This is a genomic window from Shouchella miscanthi (genome assembly GCF_007725405.1).
In the GTDB taxonomy this organism is placed as follows: Bacteria; Bacillota; Bacilli; order Bacillales; family Bacillaceae_D; genus Shouchella; species Shouchella hunanensis.
Window position 1 is genome coordinate 3,356,243 of record NZ_CP042163.1, and the last position, 20,632, is coordinate 3,376,874.

The 20,632-nt window shown below is 42.5% G+C and carries 17 protein-coding genes, 7 tRNA genes and 3 rRNA genes; 4 read left to right on the forward strand and 23 right to left on the reverse strand.

The features are described 5' to 3' along the window. Positions 1-39 precede the first annotated feature (39 nt). The 6 genes from tsaD to FPV17_RS17170 form a co-directional block, all read right to left on the reverse strand. The gene (tsaD, locus tag FPV17_RS17145; RefSeq protein WP_144559603.1) at positions 40-1,047 is read right to left on the reverse strand and encodes a tRNA (adenosine(37)-N6)-threonylcarbamoyltransferase complex transferase subunit TsaD; all 1,008 of its coding nucleotides are present in this window, start codon (positions 1,045-1,047) and stop codon (positions 40-42) included. Continuing rightward, positions 1,025-1,513: a ribosomal protein S18-alanine N-acetyltransferase gene (gene rimI / locus FPV17_RS17150; RefSeq protein WP_246117058.1), complete on the reverse strand. Its 489-nt coding sequence runs from the start codon at positions 1,511-1,513 to the stop codon at positions 1,025-1,027. The genes tsaD and rimI overlap by 23 nt, the downstream gene beginning before the upstream one ends. Beyond that, a complete protein-coding gene (tsaB, locus tag FPV17_RS17155; RefSeq protein ID WP_144559605.1) occupies positions 1,485-2,198 on the reverse strand; it encodes a tRNA (adenosine(37)-N6)-threonylcarbamoyltransferase complex dimerization subunit type 1 TsaB in 714 nt (237 codons plus the stop codon). The genes rimI and tsaB overlap by 29 nt, the downstream gene beginning before the upstream one ends. Further along, the gene (tsaE, locus tag FPV17_RS17160) at positions 2,176-2,649 is read right to left on the reverse strand and encodes a tRNA (adenosine(37)-N6)-threonylcarbamoyltransferase complex ATPase subunit type 1 TsaE (RefSeq protein ID WP_144559607.1); all 474 of its coding nucleotides are present in this window, start codon (positions 2,647-2,649) and stop codon (positions 2,176-2,178) included. Before tsaE ends, tsaB begins: the two co-directional genes overlap by 23 nt. A gap of 15 nt (positions 2,650-2,664) precedes the next feature. Then, a complete protein-coding gene (gene thiL, locus FPV17_RS17165) occupies positions 2,665-3,651 on the reverse strand; it encodes a thiamine-phosphate kinase (RefSeq protein WP_246117060.1) in 987 nt (328 codons plus the stop codon). Between the two features lie 52 nt (positions 3,652-3,703). Next, positions 3,704-3,777: transfer RNA gene (locus tag FPV17_RS17170), tRNA-Met, on the reverse strand. A 212-nt stretch (positions 3,778-3,989) separates the two neighbouring features. Between FPV17_RS17170 and FPV17_RS22065 the strand changes: the two genes are divergently transcribed. After that, complete coding sequence (locus FPV17_RS22065) at positions 3,990-4,133, forward strand: hypothetical protein (protein ID WP_158318548.1); 144 nt, start codon at positions 3,990-3,992, stop codon at positions 4,131-4,133. Positions 4,134-4,167: 34 nt separating this feature from the next. On the opposite strand, the gene FPV17_RS17175 is transcribed toward FPV17_RS22065, so the two are convergent. From FPV17_RS17175 to FPV17_RS17185, 3 genes are read right to left on the reverse strand one after another with little or no spacing between them, the layout of a single operon-like run. Further along, on the reverse strand, positions 4,168-5,307 hold the full coding sequence (locus tag FPV17_RS17175) for a trans-sulfuration enzyme family protein (RefSeq protein ID WP_035395367.1): 1,140 nt from the start codon (positions 5,305-5,307) through the stop codon (positions 4,168-4,170). Positions 5,308-5,328: 21 nt separating this feature from the next. Next, the gene (locus tag FPV17_RS17180) at positions 5,329-5,685 is read right to left on the reverse strand and encodes a fluoride efflux transporter FluC (protein WP_052008018.1); all 357 of its coding nucleotides are present in this window, start codon (positions 5,683-5,685) and stop codon (positions 5,329-5,331) included. Continuing rightward, positions 5,679-6,056 (reverse strand): fluoride efflux transporter FluC, encoded by a 378-nt coding sequence (locus FPV17_RS17185; RefSeq protein ID WP_144559611.1) that lies wholly within the window; start codon positions 6,054-6,056, stop codon positions 5,679-5,681. Before FPV17_RS17185 ends, FPV17_RS17180 begins: the two co-directional genes overlap by 7 nt. 115 nt (positions 6,057-6,171) lie before the next feature. Between FPV17_RS17185 and FPV17_RS17190 the strand changes: the two genes are divergently transcribed. Continuing rightward, positions 6,172-6,882, forward strand: a complete 711-nt coding sequence (locus tag FPV17_RS17190; RefSeq protein WP_035395369.1) for an MgtC/SapB family protein — start codon at positions 6,172-6,174, stop codon at positions 6,880-6,882. Between the two features lie 71 nt (positions 6,883-6,953). After that, positions 6,954-7,583, forward strand: coding sequence for a DedA family protein (locus tag FPV17_RS17195; RefSeq protein ID WP_052008019.1), 630 nt, complete (start codon positions 6,954-6,956; stop codon positions 7,581-7,583). 859 nt (positions 7,584-8,442) lie between these two features. On the opposite strand, the gene rrf is transcribed toward FPV17_RS17195, so the two are convergent. From rrf to FPV17_RS17240, 9 genes are all read right to left on the reverse strand, one after another. Beyond that, a 5S ribosomal RNA gene (gene rrf / locus FPV17_RS17200) occupies positions 8,443-8,558 on the reverse strand. Between the two features lie 209 nt (positions 8,559-8,767). Further along, a 23S ribosomal RNA gene (locus tag FPV17_RS17205) occupies positions 8,768-11,704 on the reverse strand. Positions 11,705-12,057: 353 nt separating this feature from the next. Then, positions 12,058-12,133 (reverse strand) — tRNA-Ala (locus tag FPV17_RS17210). Positions 12,134-12,145: 12 nt separating this feature from the next. Continuing rightward, positions 12,146-12,222 (reverse strand) — tRNA-Ile (locus tag FPV17_RS17215). Positions 12,223-12,321: 99 nt separating this feature from the next. Further along, positions 12,322-13,869: ribosomal RNA gene (locus FPV17_RS17220) — 16S ribosomal RNA — on the reverse strand. The 16S, 23S and 5S rRNA genes sit together here with 6 tRNA genes alongside, the layout of an rRNA operon. Positions 13,870-14,101: 232 nt before the next feature. Further along, a tRNA-Ile gene (locus FPV17_RS17225) sits at positions 14,102-14,178 on the reverse strand. Positions 14,179-14,200: 22 nt separating this feature from the next. After that, a tRNA-Gly gene (locus FPV17_RS17230) sits at positions 14,201-14,274 on the reverse strand. Between the two features lie 25 nt (positions 14,275-14,299). Next, positions 14,300-14,373, reverse strand: a tRNA-Pro gene (locus tag FPV17_RS17235). A gap of 3 nt (positions 14,374-14,376) precedes the next feature. Further along, positions 14,377-14,453, reverse strand: a tRNA-Arg gene (locus tag FPV17_RS17240). Between the two features lie 212 nt (positions 14,454-14,665). Here FPV17_RS17240 and FPV17_RS17245 point away from each other — a divergent pair. Beyond that, positions 14,666-15,523 (forward strand): polysaccharide deacetylase family protein, encoded by an 858-nt coding sequence (locus tag FPV17_RS17245; protein WP_144559613.1) that lies wholly within the window; start codon positions 14,666-14,668, stop codon positions 15,521-15,523. Positions 15,524-15,536: 13 nt separating this feature from the next. Here FPV17_RS17245 and FPV17_RS17250 read toward each other — a convergent pair whose 3' ends face one another. The 5 genes from FPV17_RS17250 to FPV17_RS17275 all read right to left on the reverse strand — a co-directional run bounded on the left by FPV17_RS17250 (position 15,537) and on the right by FPV17_RS17275 (position 20,297). Further along, entirely contained in the window at positions 15,537-15,890 is a 354-nt protein-coding gene (locus FPV17_RS17250) for a YuzC family spore coat inner layer protein (RefSeq protein ID WP_035398679.1), read from the reverse strand. Between the two features lie 292 nt (positions 15,891-16,182). Beyond that, positions 16,183-17,274 (reverse strand): ABC transporter permease, encoded by a 1,092-nt coding sequence (locus FPV17_RS17255; protein ID WP_035398680.1) that lies wholly within the window; start codon positions 17,272-17,274, stop codon positions 16,183-16,185. Beyond that, a complete protein-coding gene (locus FPV17_RS17260) occupies positions 17,271-17,978 on the reverse strand; it encodes an ABC transporter ATP-binding protein (RefSeq protein ID WP_144559615.1) in 708 nt (235 codons plus the stop codon). Before FPV17_RS17260 ends, FPV17_RS17255 begins: the two co-directional genes overlap by 4 nt. A gap of 486 nt (positions 17,979-18,464) precedes the next feature. Beyond that, positions 18,465-19,259, reverse strand: coding sequence for an SDR family NAD(P)-dependent oxidoreductase (locus FPV17_RS17270; RefSeq protein ID WP_144559617.1), 795 nt, complete (start codon positions 19,257-19,259; stop codon positions 18,465-18,467). Between the two features lie 39 nt (positions 19,260-19,298). Next, complete coding sequence (locus FPV17_RS17275; RefSeq protein WP_060704821.1) at positions 19,299-20,297, reverse strand: helix-turn-helix transcriptional regulator; 999 nt, start codon at positions 20,295-20,297, stop codon at positions 19,299-19,301. Between the last annotated feature and the right edge of the window lie 335 nt (positions 20,298-20,632).

Genomic DNA, 20,632 nt, shown 5'->3' on the forward strand with positions numbered 1-20,632 from the left:
AAAGTTAAAAAGGCTTGGATCTCTCGATCCAAGCCTTTTTTAAGCAAACGATTGTAGCGGCATACCAGGGCGACCGTTCATACTGAGACTCCCTCTTGCTCCACTTAACCACATTTGATGTGCGCAAGCCCCAATCATAGCAGCATTATCGGTACATAGATGTAAAGGGGGGATAACAAGTTCTACTTTATTCGCTAAACGTTCTTCTAGTGCTTGGCGTAATCCTTTATTTGCTGCAACGCCACCAGCTACTAATACTTGCTTTGGTTGAAATTCATTAAACGCTGTCACGGTACGTGTTACAAGCACATCGGTTACACTCTCTTGAAAGCCTTTCGCAAGGGCAGCTAAGTTCGTATCAATCCCTTTTTGCTGGTCATTGTGAATTCGATTCAACACGGCTGATTTTAGTCCACTAAAGCTAAAATCGTAACTTCCTTTTTCGAGCCATGACCGAGGCAGTTCAATTTCTTCTGTCGCCTCTAAAGCTAATTTCTCCACATTCGGACCACCAGGATATGGTAGTTTCATTGCCCGAGCCGCTTTATCATACGCTTCACCTACTGCATCATCACGTGTTTGACCAATTGTTTCAAATACGCCATCTTCCTTCATTAAAATGAGTTCTGTATGCCCTCCAGAAGCAACGAGAGCCAACAAAGGAAATTTCATTGGTTGCACAAGTTGATTAGCGTAAATATGACCAGCAATATGATGAACGCCAATTAACGGAAGCTGGTGAGCAAACGAAATTGCTTTTGCGGTATGAATCCCGACAAGCAATGCACCAACCAAACCTGGTCCCTCTGTTACGGCTACCGCCGTTAAATCAGAAAACGTAACCTTTGCTTTCTCCAGGGCTTCTTCTACAACAGCGGTAACGGCTTCTACATGATGCCTAGAGGCTACTTCAGGGACAACCCCTCCGAATCTTGCATGACTTTCCATTTGAGTGGCAACGACATTTGCTACTATTGTCGTACCATCTTTAATCACAGCAGCTGCGGTTTCGTCACAACTGGTTTCAATTGCTAATATGATCGTCATTTAACCTCACCCACATTACCCATGCATCTTCTTGATTATCTGCATAATAATTTTTTCGAATTCCTACTCGTGAGAAACCTAATTTATGATAAAGTCCTTGTGCAACCTCGTTCGATGCCCTTACTTCTAATGACAATGTCTGAGCATTTACCATCTTCAACCATTCCATAATGGAGCGAAGTAAGTACTCACCATACGAATGACCTCGATGCTTTTTCAGTATAGCGATATTTGTAATTTGGACTTCATCCATCACTTTCCAAAGGCCGCAATAGCCAACGACCATTTCATCCACTTCGAGCACAAAATAATAGGCATAATTATTTCGAACGAGTTCTGCTTCAAATGCTTCTCTCGTCCAAGGAGTCGTAAATGCTTCTGTTTCTACTGTTAATACAGCATCAATGTCGAAAACATCCATCCTTCTAACTTGAACATTACGACTCGTTTCTTTGCTGCTGTGCATGCTGCCAGTTCACCTCCGCTTCAGGTAAGCGGTGATAGTCTGGCGTGAATCCATGAACATTTTCCACAGGCTCTTTTTCTTGTGCGAGAGCACATAATGCCCCTGCACGCGCACTTGGTACCGACTTTTGTGCAAATTGTGCTAGAGGACCAAGCTCCATTTCAATTTTTTCTCTGTGGAGAGCAACATCTTCACCAACAAATAAAATGGGTTGATCTTGTGTTCCAAGCTTTTCTAGCAAAGCGGTCAGTGTAAAATGACGTTCCTCTACTACTTCTTCTAGCGAACCATCGCACTTTGATTGATAAACCGCGGCAAAGGCTGTGCCTCTTCTCGCATCAATTAGAGGCACAACAAGACCATTAAAATAACATCCGACTTGCGCCATCATTTCAAGGGTCGAAACCGCAATTAACGGTATATTTAACGACCATGCTAATGTTTTTGCTGTTGTAACGGCCATTCTTACACCTGTATATGATCCTGGCCCTTTTGCAACGGCAATCCCATCAAGGTCACTTGGCTTGATTTCTACATCGTTTAACACATTTTCCACCGCAGGCATTAAGCGAAGTGCATGATTTTTCTTTAACGTTGTGGAATATTCTGCAATTACCACACCATCTTTACTAACCGATACCCCTAATCGATAAGAAGACGTATCAATCCCTAATAACGTTGTCATTCATCCATTCCTCCAAACGCCTTAGATGTGATGACCCTTGCGCCTGTATCAAGATGTCACGCTCTGTCTCACTACTTTTTTTGATGGTAAAGCTGAAGGAATGAGCTGGAAGTAAATCTTGGATGAGGTGTGCCCATTCAATGACAGTCACGCCACTTCCTTCTATATATTCTTCAAGCCCAAGTTCGTCAGCTTCTTCTCCAACACGGTACACATCCATATGGTACAAAGGCAGTCGTCCTTCATACTCTTTAATAATAGTAAACGTAGGGCTTGTTATCATACAATCTACGCCAAGCCCTCTTCCTAAGCCTTTTACAAAATGAGTCTTTCCTGCCCCTAAGTCACCCGCCAGTAAAATACAGTCACTTGGCTTCAAATATGCAGCAAATGACGCGGCAAGTGCCATTGTATCTTCCACGGAAAATGACTTTAATTCCATTAACTGCATTCTCCTCACACCCCACTAGCTAAAATGATTGTATCCACCTTTATCTAAAACCGTTTCTTCATTCGCTGATTTCATTATAACGCTTGCGTTACCCGCACGAACAAACCCAATGTCAAACAGGGTGGTCGGTGAGCTTTCTTGCAAATGCGCAAACGTCTCGTTTGAGGTTGTTCCGATTAATTGAAAATCTTCTCCACCGTTTAGCGCCCACTTAAGCTTCTGATGATAATCAACGTTTTGCAAGTCCGGTAAAATGGAATTCAATTTTTCTTCATTCATTACGATTTGCACGTTACTCGCTTCGGCCAGTTCCATCGCTTCACTTGATAGACCGTCACTTACATCATTTAAGGCAATTCGCTTCCCTAAGTTCGCTAAGTATGTGCCACTACTTATTTGCGGCTCAGGCTCTTGATGAGCACGAATACAACTATGTTCCATGTCTGTAAGTGGCTTATCTTTCTCTTTTTGCTGAAGTAGCTCTAGTCCAGCAGCCGATTTACCAATTGGACCGGTTACGAATAAGACATCCCCTGGCTTTGCTGAACTTCTTTTTAACGCTTTTCCTTCTTGAACGATGCCAATGGCCGTCACGGATAAGACAAGTTGGTCTTTACTCGAAACCGTATCGCCACCAATCAAGTCCATTTTATACCGCTCTGCAAGTTCGTTCATCCCTGCATAGATGTCTTGTAATTCATGGTCGGTCCAAGTCTTCGGAATCGCAATCGTTACAAGATAATACATCGGATTAGCACCCATTGCCGCTAAATCACTTATGTTAATTGCCAACGCTTTTCGGCCAATTTGAAAAGGACTTAATGTATCTTTACGAAAATGAATTCCTTCCACCATTGCATCCACACAGACCACTTGCTCTGTGTCAGCTGACGTTTTATAAACGGCAGCATCATCGCCTATTCCGATTGTTAGTTGCTGTTGAAAACGATTCGTAGGTGTAATGCTTTTTATAAAAGAAAATTCATCTCTCAATGTCTGCACACTTCCCTTTGAATAAATAAAAAAACCGAGAGGGCATCTCGGTTCATTGGTATTGCGGGGGGCGGATTTGAACCACCGACCTTCGGGTTATGAGCCCGACGAGCTACCAGACTGCTCCACCCCGCGTCGTTATAAAGTTTAGTACAATCCCCACTCATATGCTAGGGAAGCTCTTACTTCGTTGTATGTTTTAGTCTTTCTAACAACAGAAATAAATATACCATATTCCTTTACATTGTACAAGCTTTTTTACAGAAAAAACTTCTTGTCATTTTTGTGAAAGAGGAGTATCATATGAAAAATAAACACATACTAGTAATCTTTGAGGAGATGTTCGTATGAAAAAAGCATTTCGACTAATGGTTTTAACACCGATGGGACTGCTTTTAGGAGTACTACTATTGCCCGCATTTCTTGTTACGGACATAGCACTGTTTTCACAGTTTATTGATTCTATTATTATTGGAAATCAAAAGTCATAATAAATCAGCACCGCATTAACGGTGCTGATTTTTTTTATGCTTGATTTAGTGCTTGTAAAAAGTCTGTTTGAATATCTCTACTGTCTTCAATACCGACTGAAATACGAACATCTTGTGGACTTATACCAAGTGCTTCTCTTTTCTCTTCAGGGACAGAACGATGAGACGTTCCAACTGGATACGATATAGATGTCTCTACCCCCGCTAACGTTGGCGCAATCTTTACAAACGAAAAGCTCGAAAAGAATGTATGCACGTCTACATCTGGCTTCAAGCGCATCGTTACAATAGCGCCATTTCCATTTCCAGATAGCCCTTCAGGATAATACACTTGATCCACTTGTGGTTGTTTCTTTAAAAAGGCTGCCAGCTTTTCAGCATTTGCACATTGTCTTTCCATTCGTAAACCTAAAGTCTTTAGTCCTCTACATGCTAGCCATGCTTCAAACGGACTTAATGTAGCCCCCATTGTAATCACAAGTTGCTTCACCCGCTCCATAAGAGCTTGACTGCCAACAACAACACCAGCCGTGACGTCACTGTGCCCACCTAAATACTTCGTTGCACTATGGATCACAAGATCAACACCTTTATGAACAGGCTTAACCAGAAAAGGAGTAGCAAATGTATTATCGACAATAACACGTAATTGATGTTCGGCTGAGAAAGTTACAATTGTTTCTAAATCCTCTATTCGCACATGGGGATTTGTCACTGACTCACAGAAGAAAGCCTTTGTGTTCGCTCTCATTTCTTTTTTCCAGTCTTCATGGGATTGAACAAAGCTAACATCGATGCCAAACGTTTTTAGTTCTTGTTCAAACAATGTATATGTACCACCATAAACATCAAGAGCCGCTAGAAGATGATCACCTGCCTGACATACTGATAAGACGGCACACAAAATCGCAGACATTCCTGATGATGTCGCAATACCATCTTCCATCTCTTCCAGTAATGCCACACCTTTTCCTAAATCTTCGGTGTTCGGATTTCCGTAACGCGAATATAAGTAGTCTTTCTCTCCCGTAAAATAAGATTCCATATCATCTAAGTTCTCAAATACAAAAGCAGATGTTTGATAAATTGGTCTCGCTTTACTCTTATTTTTCGTTGTATCTTTCTTTGTAAAATGAACAGACTGCGTATTAAAGTAACGTTCTTTTCTCTCCACACCATCAAACCCTTTCTCTCTTTAAGATAGAAAAACAAAACCTAATCCAAAACCAAGCATTGAACCAATTAGAGTTAAAGTAATGTAACAACTCCCTTTTATCCACTCCCTATCAAGGAAGCATTGTAGTGCTTCCACACTAAACGTAGAAAAGGTTGTAAACCCGCCGCATAGATAAAGAATAAACATCTCAATAGCCGAAGACGGTTGCATTGCTAGAGCAATACCTAATACGGTACTACCAACAATATTCACGAATGCGATCACTGAAAAGCAACGAGACCACTTGTAATGAAGGGTTAAGAATTCTCCGATAATATAACGAAGAAAAGCTCCAGTTCCCCCACCAATTGAAACAAGAAGAAGCGTTATTAGCAAAACGCCACCTTCTTACCTACAACCATCCCTAGCCATGCTAAAAGAATTCCTCCACATACGGATGAAAAAACGTATACTAGTGCTAGAAGCCAATTTTCAGTCATGAAAGAGAAGAAATCAGCTATAAATGTAGACATAGTCGTATAGCCACCGATAAATCCTACGGTTGTTCCTTTCTTTACAAAAGTTGGTACTCTACTTTTTGTATTCAGCGCCTGTATAGCCCATCCCATAAAAAAACAGCCTGATACATTAGCCAATACAATCCCTAACCATTCATGATCGGGAACAAAAAGAGTAAGAGTAAATCTAGCTGTTCCTCCTAAAGCACCACCCACTATGACGGCCATATATGTTAGAAATCCGTGCATGAAACACCACCTAGAAAAGTTAAACTGATTTTACTACAAGCAACACGTTTCTACAACATCTTTAGCATGCTCAACCCATAAGAGAAATAGACTATAAGGAAAGGTGTGATCCTCATTGGGAATCGTTTTACTCAAATTAAGTATTGCGTTATTTTCAGGTTTCTTAATTGGCATTGATCGCCAAATTAAACATAAGCCATTAGGTTTAAAAACGAGTATGGTTATTTGTATTGCAAGTTGTTTAATTACCATTGTATCGGTCGAGGCCTATATATACTTTTCTAGCACCGACCAAGCAAGACTTGCGATGGATCCTATGCGATTAGCAGCGCAAATTGTAAGTGGAGTTGGCTTTCTTGGTGCTGGTGTTATTCTAAGACGTAGCAATGACGTCATATCAGGCTTAACAACAGCCGCGATGATCTGGGCCGCGTCGGGCATAGGGATTGCCATAGGGGCAGGCTTTTACACTGAAGCCTTTCTATCAGTCTTACTCATTTTAGTTGCCGTCAATGTCATTCCAGCTTTACTAAAAGTCATCGGTCCTACTTCATTAAATCAAACAGATGTATCGTTAAAAGTAGTCATGTCGGAAGAAGCTACTTCAACGCACCTAATTAAGAGCTTGCAGCACAAAGAAAAAAAATGGAAAAGCCGTAAAGAAAAGAATATTATTATCCATGATGTAAAGATTAGAGATGTTGAAGAAAATAAACAGCAGCTTGATATCTTGCTCTCGATTCCGCGCACAATGTATATGACACAGCTGTATGATATGGTTAAAAAAATTGACCACGTTCAATCGGTTGCCATTGAACAAAAATAATGACTCAACCTATAGAAAATTGTGTTTCCAATGTATATACTGTAATTAAAGTCTGATTTAGGAATGAAGATATGGACGTATTAAAAGAATTTATTATGCAATATGGCTATTTCGGCGTTTTTGTCTCTTTAGTAGCTGGCCTTATTGGCCTTCCTGTCCCTGACGAAGTATTATTAATCACATTTGGATACTTATCCTATATTGATTATTTTCATATAAGTACCACAGTTATTGTCTGTTTTCTTGGATCCGTAATAGGTATGTCGCTATCTTATTTTCTCGGTATTAAGCTCGGCGCTCCATTTTTAGAAAAATACGGTCCACGATTTTACTTTTCAATTAAAAAGCAGCGTTCCGTCCAGCAATTACTAAATAAACATGGAAAGTGGTTTATTTTATTAGGTTTTTTCATTCCTGGTGTTAGACATTTAATGGGCTATTTATCAGGTATTGCGAAGTTCAGCTATAAATCCTATATCTGTCTCACATCGATTGGAAGTGCAGTGTGGGCATCGCTCTTCGTTTTTACTGGTTACGGATTAGGAGTCAGATGGCTTTTCATACGTGATGATATTTATGCTCATAAGATGTTATACACATCGCTTTTTTCAACCTTACTTATTCTTTCACTTATAACGTATTTTATTTATAAATCAATCTCTGTAAACAAGAAAAAGCTAGTACGATCAAAAGAACAATAGGTTTCTAATGTAAAGTGAATGCACGTAATAGCATTCGCTTCTTTTGGGTTCGTTTTTTTAGAACTCCCCTGCTGAAACTGCTTTGATGATTCCCTTGAGGCTTCACGAAAACAACCCTTTCGTCTCACAGGGGCGTGCACGCTGCTTTCCTTCGTTGTTTTTTCTTGTTGTTCTTTTTTATCTTGCTCGTATTTTACGGCCGTTTTCTTTGTCTGACTCGCTTCTGTCGAAGCGCAGCTCTTTTGCGCCTTTCTTTATACACAAAAAAAAGACACCTTTTCAGGTGTCTTTCTCATTGCCTGGCAACGTCCCTTGGCTTCAGCGTGGTTTTCTTCGGGGTTGTTCCTCTTGTTGATTGTTCCACGATGCTTCCCATGAAGCTTTTACGAAAACAACCCTTTCGTCTCACAGGGGCGTGCACGCTGCTTCCCTTCGATGTTTTTTCATGTTGTTTTTTTTTATTGTGCTCGTTTCATAGGACCACTTTTTTGTTTGACTCGCTTCTGCCGAAGCGTAGCTCTTTTGCGCCTTTCTTCTCTACGCAAAAAAAGACACCTTTTTAGGTGTCTTTCTCATATGCCTGGCAACGTCCCTTGGCTTCAGCGTGGTTTTCTTCGGGGTTGTTCCTCTTGTTGATTGTTCCACGATGCTTCCCATGAAGCTTTTACGAAAACAACCCTTTCGTCTCACAGGGGCGTGCACGCTGCTTCCCTTCGATGTTTTTTCATGTTGTTTTTTTTTATTGTGCTCGTTTCATAGGACCACTTTTTTGTTTGACTCGCTTCTGCCGAAGCGTAGCTCTTTTGCGCCTTTCTTCTCTACGCAAAAAAAGACACCTTTTTAGGTGTCTTTCTCATATGCCTGGCAACGTCCTACTCTCACAGGGGGAAGCCCCCAACTACCATCGGCGCAAAAGAGCTTAACGACCGTGTTCGGCATGGGAACGGGTGTGACCTCTTTGCTATTGCCACCAGACTTATTTTGACGTCAGATCAACGGCGAATCTCTTCGTCCTATTTGTGTCTTTCTGTCAGTCACGTACGCAAGTACGCTCCTTCCTTCAAGCACTTCTAGTCCTCGATCTTCTTGTTGCTCTTTGTCAAAGGAATGAAATCCTTCTTGTTAAAAGAATCGGTGATTCTTTCAAAACTAAATCAAATCATCATACTCAAACTCAAGAAATTTAGGATAAGCCCTCGACCGATTAGTATCAGTCCGCTCCATGTGTCGCCACACTTCCACTTCTGACCTATCAACCTCATCATCTCTAAGGGGTCTTACTGGCTTACGCCATGGGAAATCTCATCTTGAGGGGGGCTTCATGCTTAGATGCTTTCAGCACTTATCCCGTCCATACGTAGCTACCCAGCGATGCTCCTGGCGGAACAACTGGTACACCAGCGGTATGTCCATCCCGGTCCTCTCGTACTAAGGACAGCTCCTCTCAAATTTCCTACGCCCGCGACGGATAGGGACCGAACTGTCTCACGACGTTCTGAACCCAGCTCGCGTGCCGCTTTAATGGGCGAACAGCCCAACCCTTGGGACCTACTTCAGCCCCAGGATGCGACGAGCCGACATCGAGGTGCCAAACCTCCCCGTCGATGTGGACTCTTGGGGGAGATAAGCCTGTTATCCCCAGGGTAGCTTTTATCCGTTGAGCGACGGCCCTTCCATACGGCACCGCCGGATCACTAAGCCCGACTTTCGTCCCTGCTCGACTTGTAGGTCTCGCAGTCAAGCTCCCTTATGCCTTTGCACTCTACGAATGATTTCCAACCATTCTGAGGGAACCTTTGGGCGCCTCCGTTACTGTTTAGGAGGCGACCGCCCCAGTCAAACTGCCCACCTGACAATGTCCCTGACCCGGATCACGGGTCGAGGTTAGAATGTCAGCACCATCAGGGTAGTATCCCACCGACGCCTCCACCGAAGCTAGCGCTCCGGCTTCCAAGGCTCCTACCTATCCTGTACAAATGGTACCAACACTCACTATCAAGCTACAGTAAAGCTCCATGGGGTCTTTCCGTCCTGTCGCGGGTAACCTGCATCTTCACAGGTACTATAATTTCACCGGGTCTCTCGTTGAGACAGTATCCAAGTCGTTGCACCATTCGTGCGGGTCGGAACTTACCCGACAAGGAATTTCGCTACCTTAGGACCGTTATAGTTACGGCCGCCGTTTACTGGGGCTTCAATTCAGAGCTTCTCCCTTACGGGATAACCCCTCCTCTTAACCTTCCAGCACCGGGCAGGTGTCAGCCCCTATACTTCGCCTTACGGCTTCGCAGAGACCTGTGTTTTTGCTAAACAGTCGCTTGGATCTATTCACTGCGGCTCTCTCGGGCTTTAACACCCTAATAGAGCACCCCTTCTCCCGAAGTTACGGGGTCATTTTGCCGAGTTCCTTAACGAGAGTTCTCCCGAGCGTCTTAGAATTCTCTTCTCGCCTACCTGTGTCGGTTTGCGGTACGGGCACCTGTATTCTAACTAGAGGCTTTTCTCGGCAGCGGAGGATCAGGGATTTCGGACCCTTGGGTCCTTCACGGTCACAGCTCAGCCTTCACGGAACACGGATTTGCCTATGTTCCAGCCTTGCATGCTTCGACGCGCACAGCCAGCGGCGCGCTCACCCTACCTTTCTGCGTCCCCCCATCGTTCAAACAAATACGAGGTGGTACAGGAATATCAACCTGTTGTCCATCGCCTACGCCTTTCGGCCTCGGCTTAGGTCCCGACTAACCCTGAGCGGACGAGCCTTCCTCAGGAAACCTTGGGCTTTCGACGGAGGGGATTCTCACCCCTCTTTTCGCTACTCATACCGGCATTCTCACTTCCAAGCACTCCACTAGTCCTCACGATCTAGCTTCACAGTCCTTGGAACGCTCCCCTACCCAATCCCTACTGGGATTGCCATAGCTTCGGTGATACGTTTAGCCCCGGTACATTTTCGGCGCAGAGTCACTCGACCAGTGAGCTATTACGCACTCTTTCAATGATGGCTGCTTCTAAGCCAACATCCTGGTTGTCTAAGCAACTCCACATCCTTTTCCACTTAACGTATACTTGGGGACCTTAGCTGATGGTCTGGGCTGTTTCCCTCTTGACTACGGATCTTAGCACTCACAGTCTGACTCCCGAGTTAAAGTTTTTGGCATTCGGAGTTTGACTGAATTCGGTAATCCTGTGGGGACCCCTCGTCCAATCAGTGCTCTACCTCCAAAACTCATCACTCGAGGCTAGCCCTAAAGCTATTTCGGGGAGAACCAGCTATTTCCGAGTTCGATTGGCATTTCACCCCTACCCACACCTCATCCCCGCATTTTTCAACATGCGTGGGTTCGGGCCTCCAGTCGGTGTTACCCGACCTTCACCCTGGACATGGGTAGATCACCCGGTTTCGGGTCTACGACAACGTACTTACTCGCCCTATTCAGACTCGCTTTCGCTACGGCTCCGCCTCATCAGCTTAACCTTGCACGTTATCGTAACTCGCCGGTTCATTCTACAAAAGGCACGCCATCACCCATTAACGGGCTCTGACTAGTTGTAGGCACACGGTTTCAGGATCTCTTTCACTCCCCTTCCGGGGTGCTTTTCACCTTTCCCTCACGGTACTGGTTCACTATCGGTCACTAGGGAGTATTTAGCCTTGGGAGATGGTCCTCCCGGATTCCGACGGGGTTTCACGTGTCCCGCCGTACTCAGGATCCACTCTGGAGGAAACGAAGTTTCAGCTACAGGGCTGTTACCTTCTTCGGCTTGTCTTTCCAGACAATTCACCTACTCCGTTTCTTTGTAACTCCGTATAGAGTGTCCTACAACCCCAAGAGGCAAGCCTCTTGGTTTGGGCTGATTCCGTTTCGCTCGCCGCTACTCAGGAAATCGCATTTGCTTTCTCTTCCTCCGGGTACTTAGATGTTTCAGTTCCCCGGGTCTGCCTCACCCTGCCCTATGTGTTCAGGCAGGAGTACCATCCCATTACGGATGGTGGGTTCCCCCATTCGGAAATCTCCGGATCAAAGCTTACTTACAGCTCCCCGAAGCATATCGCTGTTCGTCGCGTCCTTCATCGGCTCCTAGTGCCAAGGCATTCACCGTGCGCCCTTTCTAACTTATCCATTTTTACTTCAGATTTCCTTCGTATCTCTTCGTCTGGTTCCTGTCTTTCTGTCAGTTACGTAGCGAACTACGCTCCTTCCATCAAGCATTTCCCATCCTTGATCTACTTGGGTCTCTTTGTCAAACAGTTAACCTAAAAGGTTTATGAATTCTTGACGTCTCGTTCAAACAGTTGTAACACCGATGAACAAAACTAATTTGAGTTGATTGATTATGATTTAGTTTTCAAAGAACCATGCCTACAGGATGTAGGTACCAAACGCTCTTAGAGCGGTATCTACTACCTTCGCATTCTTGATCAGAAGATACATTCTTCCGGAACAAAATAAATCCCTTAAAAAGGGTATCGAATTGGTGGAGCCTAGCGGGATCGAACCGCTGACCTCCTGCGTGCAAAGCAGGCGCTCTCCCAGCTGAGCTAAGGCCCCGTTTTATTAAAATGGTGGGCCTGAGTGGACTCGAACCACCGACCTCACGCTTATCAGGCGTGCGCTCTAACCAGCTGAGCTACAGGCCCATTTTAATAAGAAAGAATGAGTTCTTTCAAAACTGAACAAAAGATCCAAAGCGCTATATGACCCGAGGTCATACATCGACTAGAGTAAAAACTCCATAGAAAGGAGGTGATCCAGCCGCACCTTCCGATACGGCTACCTTGTTACGACTTCACCCCAATCATTTGTCCCACCTTAGGCGGCTGGCTCCAAAAGGTTACCTCACCGACTTCGGGTGTTACAAACTCTCGTGGTGTGACGGGCGGTGTGTACAAGACCCGGGAACGTATTCACCGCGGCATGCTGATCCGCGATTACTAGCAATTCCGGCTTCATGTAGGCGAGTTGCAGCCTACAATCCGAACTGAGAATGGCTTTATGGGATTGGCTCCACCTCGCGGTTTCGCTGCCCTTTGTACCATCCATTGTAGCACGTGTGTAGCCCAGGTCATAAGGGGCATGATGATTTGACGTCGTCCCCACCTTCCTCCGGTTTGTCACCGGCAGTCACCTTAGAGTGCCCAACTGAATGCTGGCAACTAAGATCAAGGGTTGCGCTCGTTGCGGGACTTAACCCAACATCTCACGACACGAGCTGACGACAACCATGCACCACCTGTCACTTTGCCCCCGAAGGGGAAGCTCTGTCTCCAGAGTGGTCAAAGGATGTCAAGACCTGGTAAGGTTCTTCGCGTTGCTTCGAATTAAACCACATGCTCCACTGCTTGTGCGGGTCCCCGTCAATTCCTTTGAGTTTCAGCCTTGCGGCCGTACTCCCCAGGCGGAGTGCTTAATGTGTTTACTTCGGCACTACGGGCATCGAAACCCCTAACACCTAGCACTCATCGTTTACGGCGTGGACTACCAGGGTATCTAATCCTGTTTGCTCCCCACGCTTTCGCGCCTCAGCGTCAGTTACAGACCAGAGAGTCGCCTTCGCCACTGGTGTTCCTCCACATATCTACGCATTTCACCGCTACACGTGGAATTCCACTCTCCTCTTCTGCACTCAAGCTTCCCAGTTTCCAATGGCCGCTCGGGGTTGAGCCCCGAGATTTCACATCAGACTTAAGAAGCCGCCTGCGCGCGCTTTACGCCCAATAATTCCGGACAACGCTTGCCACCTACGTATTACCGCGGCTGCTGGCACGTAGTTAGCCGTGGCTTTCTGGTGAGGTACCGTCAAGGTACCGGTAGTTACGCCGGTACTTGTTCTTCCCTCACAACAGAGCTTTACGACCCGAAGGCCTTCCTCACTCACGCGGCGTTGCTCCGTCAGACTTTCGTCCATTGCGGAAGATTCCCTACTGCTGCCTCCCGTAGGAGTCTGGGCCGTGTCTCAGTCCCAGTGTGGCCGATCACCCTCTCAGGTCGGCTACGCATCGTCGCCTTGGTAAGCCGTTACCTTACCAACTAGCTAATGCGCCGCAGGCCCATCCCTTAGTGACAGCCGAAACCGTCTTTCAAAAGAGAATCAGGTGATTCTCTTTATTATCCCGTATTAGCTCCGGTTTCCCGGAGTTATCCCAGTCTAAGGGGCAGGTTACCTACGTGTTACTCACCCGTCCGCCGCTAACTTCCGGGAGCAAGCTCCCTTCTGTCCGCTCGACTTGCATGTATTAGGCACGCCGCCAGCGTTCGTCCTGAGCCAGGATCAAACTCTCCGTTAAAAGTGTTTACTTACACACGGATGTGTTGACTTCGACGTTGCAACATGGACGTTGCGATCTTAGTCGAAGATCCTAAGCTGTTGCACATTTTAAAGCTGTGTCTAACTTCATTGACGAGATACCTTGTATCTCTTTTTACGCTTGGCTTTTGTTCAGTTTTCAAAGAACCGCTTTGTTTTAGCAACTTTTCTATCATAATAACTGAAAGGAAAATTGTCAATACTTTTTTTTATGGTGGGCCTGAGTGGACTCGAACCACCGACCTCACGCTTATCAGGCGTGCGCTCTAACCAGCTGAGCTACAGGCCCATTATTTCTTGTTAGTGTTTAATGGAGCGGGTGATGAGAATCGAACTCACATCATCAGCTTGGAAGGCTGAGGTTTTACCACTAAACTACACCCGCGTTAAAAAAAGAAATTATGTAAGAGTCGGGAAGACAGGATTTGAACCTGCGACCCCTTGGTCCCAAACCAAGTGCTCTACCAAGCTGAGCTACTTCCCGAAATGGCGCGCCCGAGAGGAGTCGAACCCCTAACCTTCTGATCCGTAGTCAGACGCTCTATCCAATTGAGCTACGGGCGCATTTTTCAATTCATTCAGCAACTCGCTGACGACAAATAGTAATATAGCATAAATATTTTAGAGCAGCAATAGTTTTTCAAAAGAAAATTAAAGACGGAATTTTCATCTCATTATCGTAAACCGATTAACCCCCATTATATAGCTGTTCTTAGCTTGTTTATTCAAAAGGAAGCCATTAAAATAAAAGAAACGGATCAGAGAGGATAGAATCTATGCGAGCCTACCATAAACTGTTTTCACCTATTTTCCTTTTACTCTTAGTAGGTTGTACGAATTACGAGTCTACTACCGTCACTTTACATCCTCAAAAAGAACGATCTGAGCATTTGCCTAAATCTAGCAGGATCCCTTCTATTATAGATCCGCATCCCCTAGACCTCACGATCTACCAACACCAAGCGCCAACAGAGTGGGGGGAATTTATCAGCGGTGTTAAAACAAAAATGGAAACCAATGAAAAGGCAATAGCATTAACATTCGATGCTTGTGGTGGTGAGCATGGCTCTTTATATGATGAAGCGTTGATGAACTATTTAATTGAACATCAAATCCCAGCTACACTTTTCGTAAATGCACGCTGGATAAAAGCGAATGAACCACTTTTTCTTGAATTAGCGGAAAACCCCTTATTTCAAATCGAAAATCACGGAACTGAACATAAGCCACTCTCTGTCACCGGAAAAAGCGCTTGGGGTATAGACGGAACTAAATCAATTGAAGACGCCTATGAGGAAGTACTAGTGAACCATAATCTTATAACTGAACTAACGGGAGTAGAACCGACAATGTTTCGCCCAGGTACAGCCTTTTTTGACAATATTGCTGTGCAAATGCTCGATGACTTAGGAATTGAAGCTGTAAACTATTCCATTTTAGGAGATGCAGGCGCCACCTTTACGCCTGAGCAGGTGACGCATGCACTTGTTGACCACGCAGAACATGGAGCCATTGCCCTTCTGCATATGAACCAGCCAAGTAGCGGAACCGCAGAAGGAGTTAAACGAGCCATTCCCCTTTTAATGGATGCAGGTTACACATTTGTTCAACTTGATGAGTTCCCATTAAAATAAATAACAGTTAAAATTAAGCCCACTTTAAAACAATGGATAAATGGCAACAATTTACTTCATTACTTACGTCTGGAGATTGTACTTGAAACACCACACCTGTCGGGGAATAGTGGGTTTGTGGTAAAACTGTTAAGCCTGGAATGGACTGAATTAAGTGATCAACAACTTGTTGATTACTTTTTTGAGCTGCATCCATTAGTTGATACGAAAAATGTTGATTCTCAAGATGTTTCATTAATAACTGACTTTGTTGTAAAAGGAATTCAACTTTACCGACTGATTGTGTAAATGTTGTCGTGTCAACAGCAGGAAACGATCTACTGTATGGTTGATACGTATATGGATGCTGGTAATAAGGATGATACATCGGTCTTCACTCCTTACAAATCTAACCTATCTTATGCAGCTAAACTGTGAAGTGAGCCTATCTTCTAACGAACGGTAAAAGCCCGCACACAGTGCATGAGTAGCGGTCTTAACTGAGTGGGCTAATTATAAGCTTTTATGTTCTTTTTTATGCGTCTGAAAGGAACGTGCATCCGCGAGATTTAACTCCCTCAGGCCACAATGCCACGAAAACACTTTTTCCCCTTTAAAAATTTCCTTTTTACTCCTTCCTTCTTTTAGCTAAATTAAATTCTAGAATACGAGCCTATCTATTACGAAAAAAAGGTTCTCTGAATCAATAAAACAACCATCAAAGTCGATATTTGGATTAAAACACCTCTTCTTTGAATGTGCTTTTCCGCATCGTTTATCATTTGATCATCAATAGGAAAGTGGAGAGGAATGAACTTTTTTCCTGAACCAATTCCTTGAGAGAATTGCAATGTATTAAAATAAAGGATGACAGCTAACAGCGGAAAAAGAATGAATAAGCTTTCAAAATAAAAAAGAATAAAGATTGTTAAGAGAATGACTCGAACAAAGTTTCGGCTGGTTTCCGTTCCCCTTACTGTTAATCGCACCAATAAATAGACCATTGGATTCTCATTTTTTCTAAAAAAGACTAGTGGAATGATATTTCTAAAAGATGTCTGATTTGACTTTACATCGATAAGACTGCTCAAAAAAAACTGACCTATTTTTCTTGTTTTTTCTTCAGACTTCATTAGTGTTTTCCAAGAATAAATAGGGAAAATCATCAGTCTAGTATAGAGTGAACCAATAAGTATAATACCTAATACAATGAAAATTCCAAAGATGTTGGGTGCTTCTAGTAATAATAGAAAGCAACTTGCCATACAAACATTGTGAAGCCCAACGAATAGCGCTGTTTTTTTTGTACTCGTACTTATGATCATAACGAGAAACAGAATATGCAGAATACCTATAAGTTGTAAAAAAAGAAAAAGAGGGATCAGCTCGCTTGTGTTTAAAGAAAAGACATATAGTAAAAACAAGCTAAATAAAGTGACCTTTATAGATTGAATGGTCAAGTTATAAAGTAAACAATAAATAAAATAACCTTCCACCTCTTTTATTTTGGGAGCTAAATAAACCTCATCAAAATCACTTATAAAGCTAACAATCCCTTTATTGAGTGTAAAAAAAAGAAAGAGACCAGTAAGAATAAAAGATTGATAGAACGAATGAAGGTTACCATCTTGTAGTGTCATGATAAGGACATATACTGCCAACATCATAAATGGTATTAACGCAAATACACCACTATGTCCCAACACTTTAACCAGAATTTTCATGTTTTGTTTCATGGAACTCTGAAGTCTTTCAATAAATAAATCCTTCATCTTTTTTCCTCAATGATGGAAAAGAAAATATCCTCTAACGTAACATCTTTCAGATGATCAGCAGTCAGGTAAGGAATATCATGGTAAGACTTTTGGTGACCTTCATGTAAAACAATGATCCTATCACACAAGCTTTCCGCTATATTCAACATATGAGTTGAAAGGATAATGCCTACACCCTCTTTTTTAAGTCTAATGAGATCCTCCGTAAAGTATTTCAAACCTCGTGGATCTAGTCCCATAAAGGGTTCATCAATAATAAGAAATGTTGGACTTGAAATCATTGCACTAATAATCGAAACCTTTTGTTGTGTGCCTTTTGATAATGCATAAGGGTATTTGTTTATATGGGTTCGAATTAAATATCTGTCCACTAAAGTATTTAAATAATCATCCGTATTAATTTGATAAAGCCTCTTTATAAACTCAAAATGCTCATAAACAGTAAGGTTTGGATACAGATGTGGTTTATCAGGTATTAGAGCAAGTTTCTCTCTTTGACTATACCAATCCTGCTTGTTAATGGTAACTTCTCCATCCATAGGTTTTAACGTACCTACAATGTGACGAAGTGTTGTGCTTTTTCCAGCTCCATTCAAACCGACTAAACCAATGATTTCTCCAGTGTGAAGATCAAACGAAATGTCTCTTATAATTTTTCGAGTAAGATAGCCACCACTAACACGGTTTACGCTTAACATCATCGAAATGACTCCCTCATTGTCTTATTTACTCATAATGATTCGAATATTTTAATTAACTCGTCATCAGTATACCATCTATTACTTTATAGGTAATGTCTCTATTTATCCCTATTCAAAAACGAAGATTAAATTTTGATCGATCTTCTTTATGTACAATACATTACCTGATTTGTTAGTCTGGAAAATTTTAAAAACACCAAAGCCATATGCCTTGATGTCTTTAGTAAACGATTCAAAATCACGAACGTTCATATGTTTTTAGTAAGAAGTACATCCTTCTTTTAAGAAAGATATTATTCAACAGTTTTCGTCTGTCATAGCTGGTATATTTACCTCTTTAACACATGAAACAGTAGACAAACTCACTATACAATTGACAATTGACAATTGACACAATATCTTGAACCGGAATTCTTGTGCCATGATAGTCGGTTATAATCTTCATAAGGCAGCCAATTCACTTGGATTACTACAAGTACTTTTTTATTAAAAGATGGTTGGGACCATGCCCCCATCCATACGAATAGGTGACCCTCTAAAAGCAGACGCATGTGGACTACATAAAAACGAAGCAAGTCTGCCTATTTCAGATGGCCTGATGAACCTCTGTATTTCAGATTGTGGCAAATTCTGAGCCATGAATTTTTTCTCTTTTTCTGAAAATACCATGCTCTCATCGTTGTAAATACTTTCTATTATTGATTGAACATTTTCCGATAGTGTAGGTCCAGGCATAATTGTATTTACGGTCACTTCAGTTCCTTTTGTAAGTAGAGATAAACTTTTCGCCAGTGATAACAGCATCGACTTCGTCATACAATACTGTGGCATTTGTCCAGAAGGCATTACTGCTTCTTCACTTGCTATAAAAATAATGCGACCACCTTCACTTTCTAGCATCTTAGGAAGATAGTGTTTACACAATCCATTTGCAGCTAATACATTCGTTTCAAAGTATGCTCTCCACACATCATCTGTAACATCTTCATATTGCATAATCTCATAAATCCCCATATTGTTAACTAAAATATCTACTTTGGGATATTTTTTAATTAGTTGTTCTCTTTCTTGTGCGTTAACAAGATCCGCTGTAGCATTTTTGGGCGACGTTAAAGGAAATTCTAATTTAAACTCCTGTACTGTTCGTTCTACTTCCTCATGGGAACGCCCATTTATGAGAACATTAACTCCTTCTCTAACCAGTTCTTTCGCAATGGCTTTACCAATTCCTTTTGTTGAGCCTGTAACCAAAGCCGTTTTATTTAATATATCTAGTTTCAAGATACTCTTCCCCTTTCGTTTTACTTTCAGTTTGTTTATTTAACCTAGGTGCTTATCACGCCACTTCAAAGGAGTTTCTCCTTCCCAATCCCGGAATGCCCGATAGAAGGAGCTTTGATCTTTATAACCAACGAGAAACGCCACTTCTTTAATCTCTAGGTTTGGGTTAGCCAAGTACCATCTTGCTTGTTCATGACGCGCATTCTTTAGCACTTCTTTATAATTAGTATGTTCATCCACTAACCTTCTCTGTAAAGTCCGTTCGCTCATGCCTAGCTCAAAGGAAATGTGATGTATGTCCAGTTTATCCGCGGTTAAATTGCGTGTTAACAACCATTTAACTACTCCTGTTATTGACTGATTACTACGCTGTTCTTCCAATGTTTGCTCTAAAACTGGAGTTAAAACCTCCAGTAGCTCAGCGTTATATGAACTAAAGGGACGATCTAGGTCTTCCACATGCAACGTCAGTCTATTCCTCTTTGCCCCAATTTGGATCGGGCATCCAAAATACTCCCTCAATAAACTTACTTGAGCGAATGAGTGGGTAAACTCTACTCGTTTAGCTTTTATGGGATATCCAGTTCCACGTCTCCCTAGTTCTAGTAAAAACGTAATGATTGTGCCGACAAGCAACGCCGGTTCAATTAGCTCCTTATCAAAACTCTCCAATTCAATCGTACAATTCGAATGTTCTTCTATAATGTGTAATTTTTCAGGAGGACACATTTCTTTATAGCGTGCCATCCTCTTAAGCGCATCTCGATAATCACGAGCGTGGTAAGCAGCTAATACAGCTGGGGGATATTGTGCTGTTTCAAATACAGTTGGTAGTTGTAACATTCCAAATTCTATGTCACCGATGATATCTGAGTATGCTTGCCATAGTGCATAATAGTGTTCAACGGTAACAAACGATTCATTAATTACACTTAAAGGTAATCCTGCTTTCCGAACCACATTCGGTACTTTAATCCCAAGTTGCTTCAATGTAGTCCAGAGCCCATCAGGTATTCTAATCCGAGCATTCGTAGTCATAATTCACCTCTCTATCAGCACATTAACAGTTTTGATAGTTTGTTAACGGGACAGCTATTTCATATTATCTAACTTTTATTATTTTGTAATTCGCAAGGAACGACATCCCATTCGCCAAATACGACAAATTTACTTCGTAAGGATTATAGCTACTACTTTACTCTCAAAGCTACTCTAACCAATAAACTTATTTTACATGACAAAATATATATTTTGTAACAGGCTTAGCTGGTTATGGACTAATTATAAAAAAGTGAAAAGATTAACGGCTAACAAATTCATTTCTAATAGAACAAAAAGAACTAAATCTCTGAAAGACTTAGTACTTCAACGTT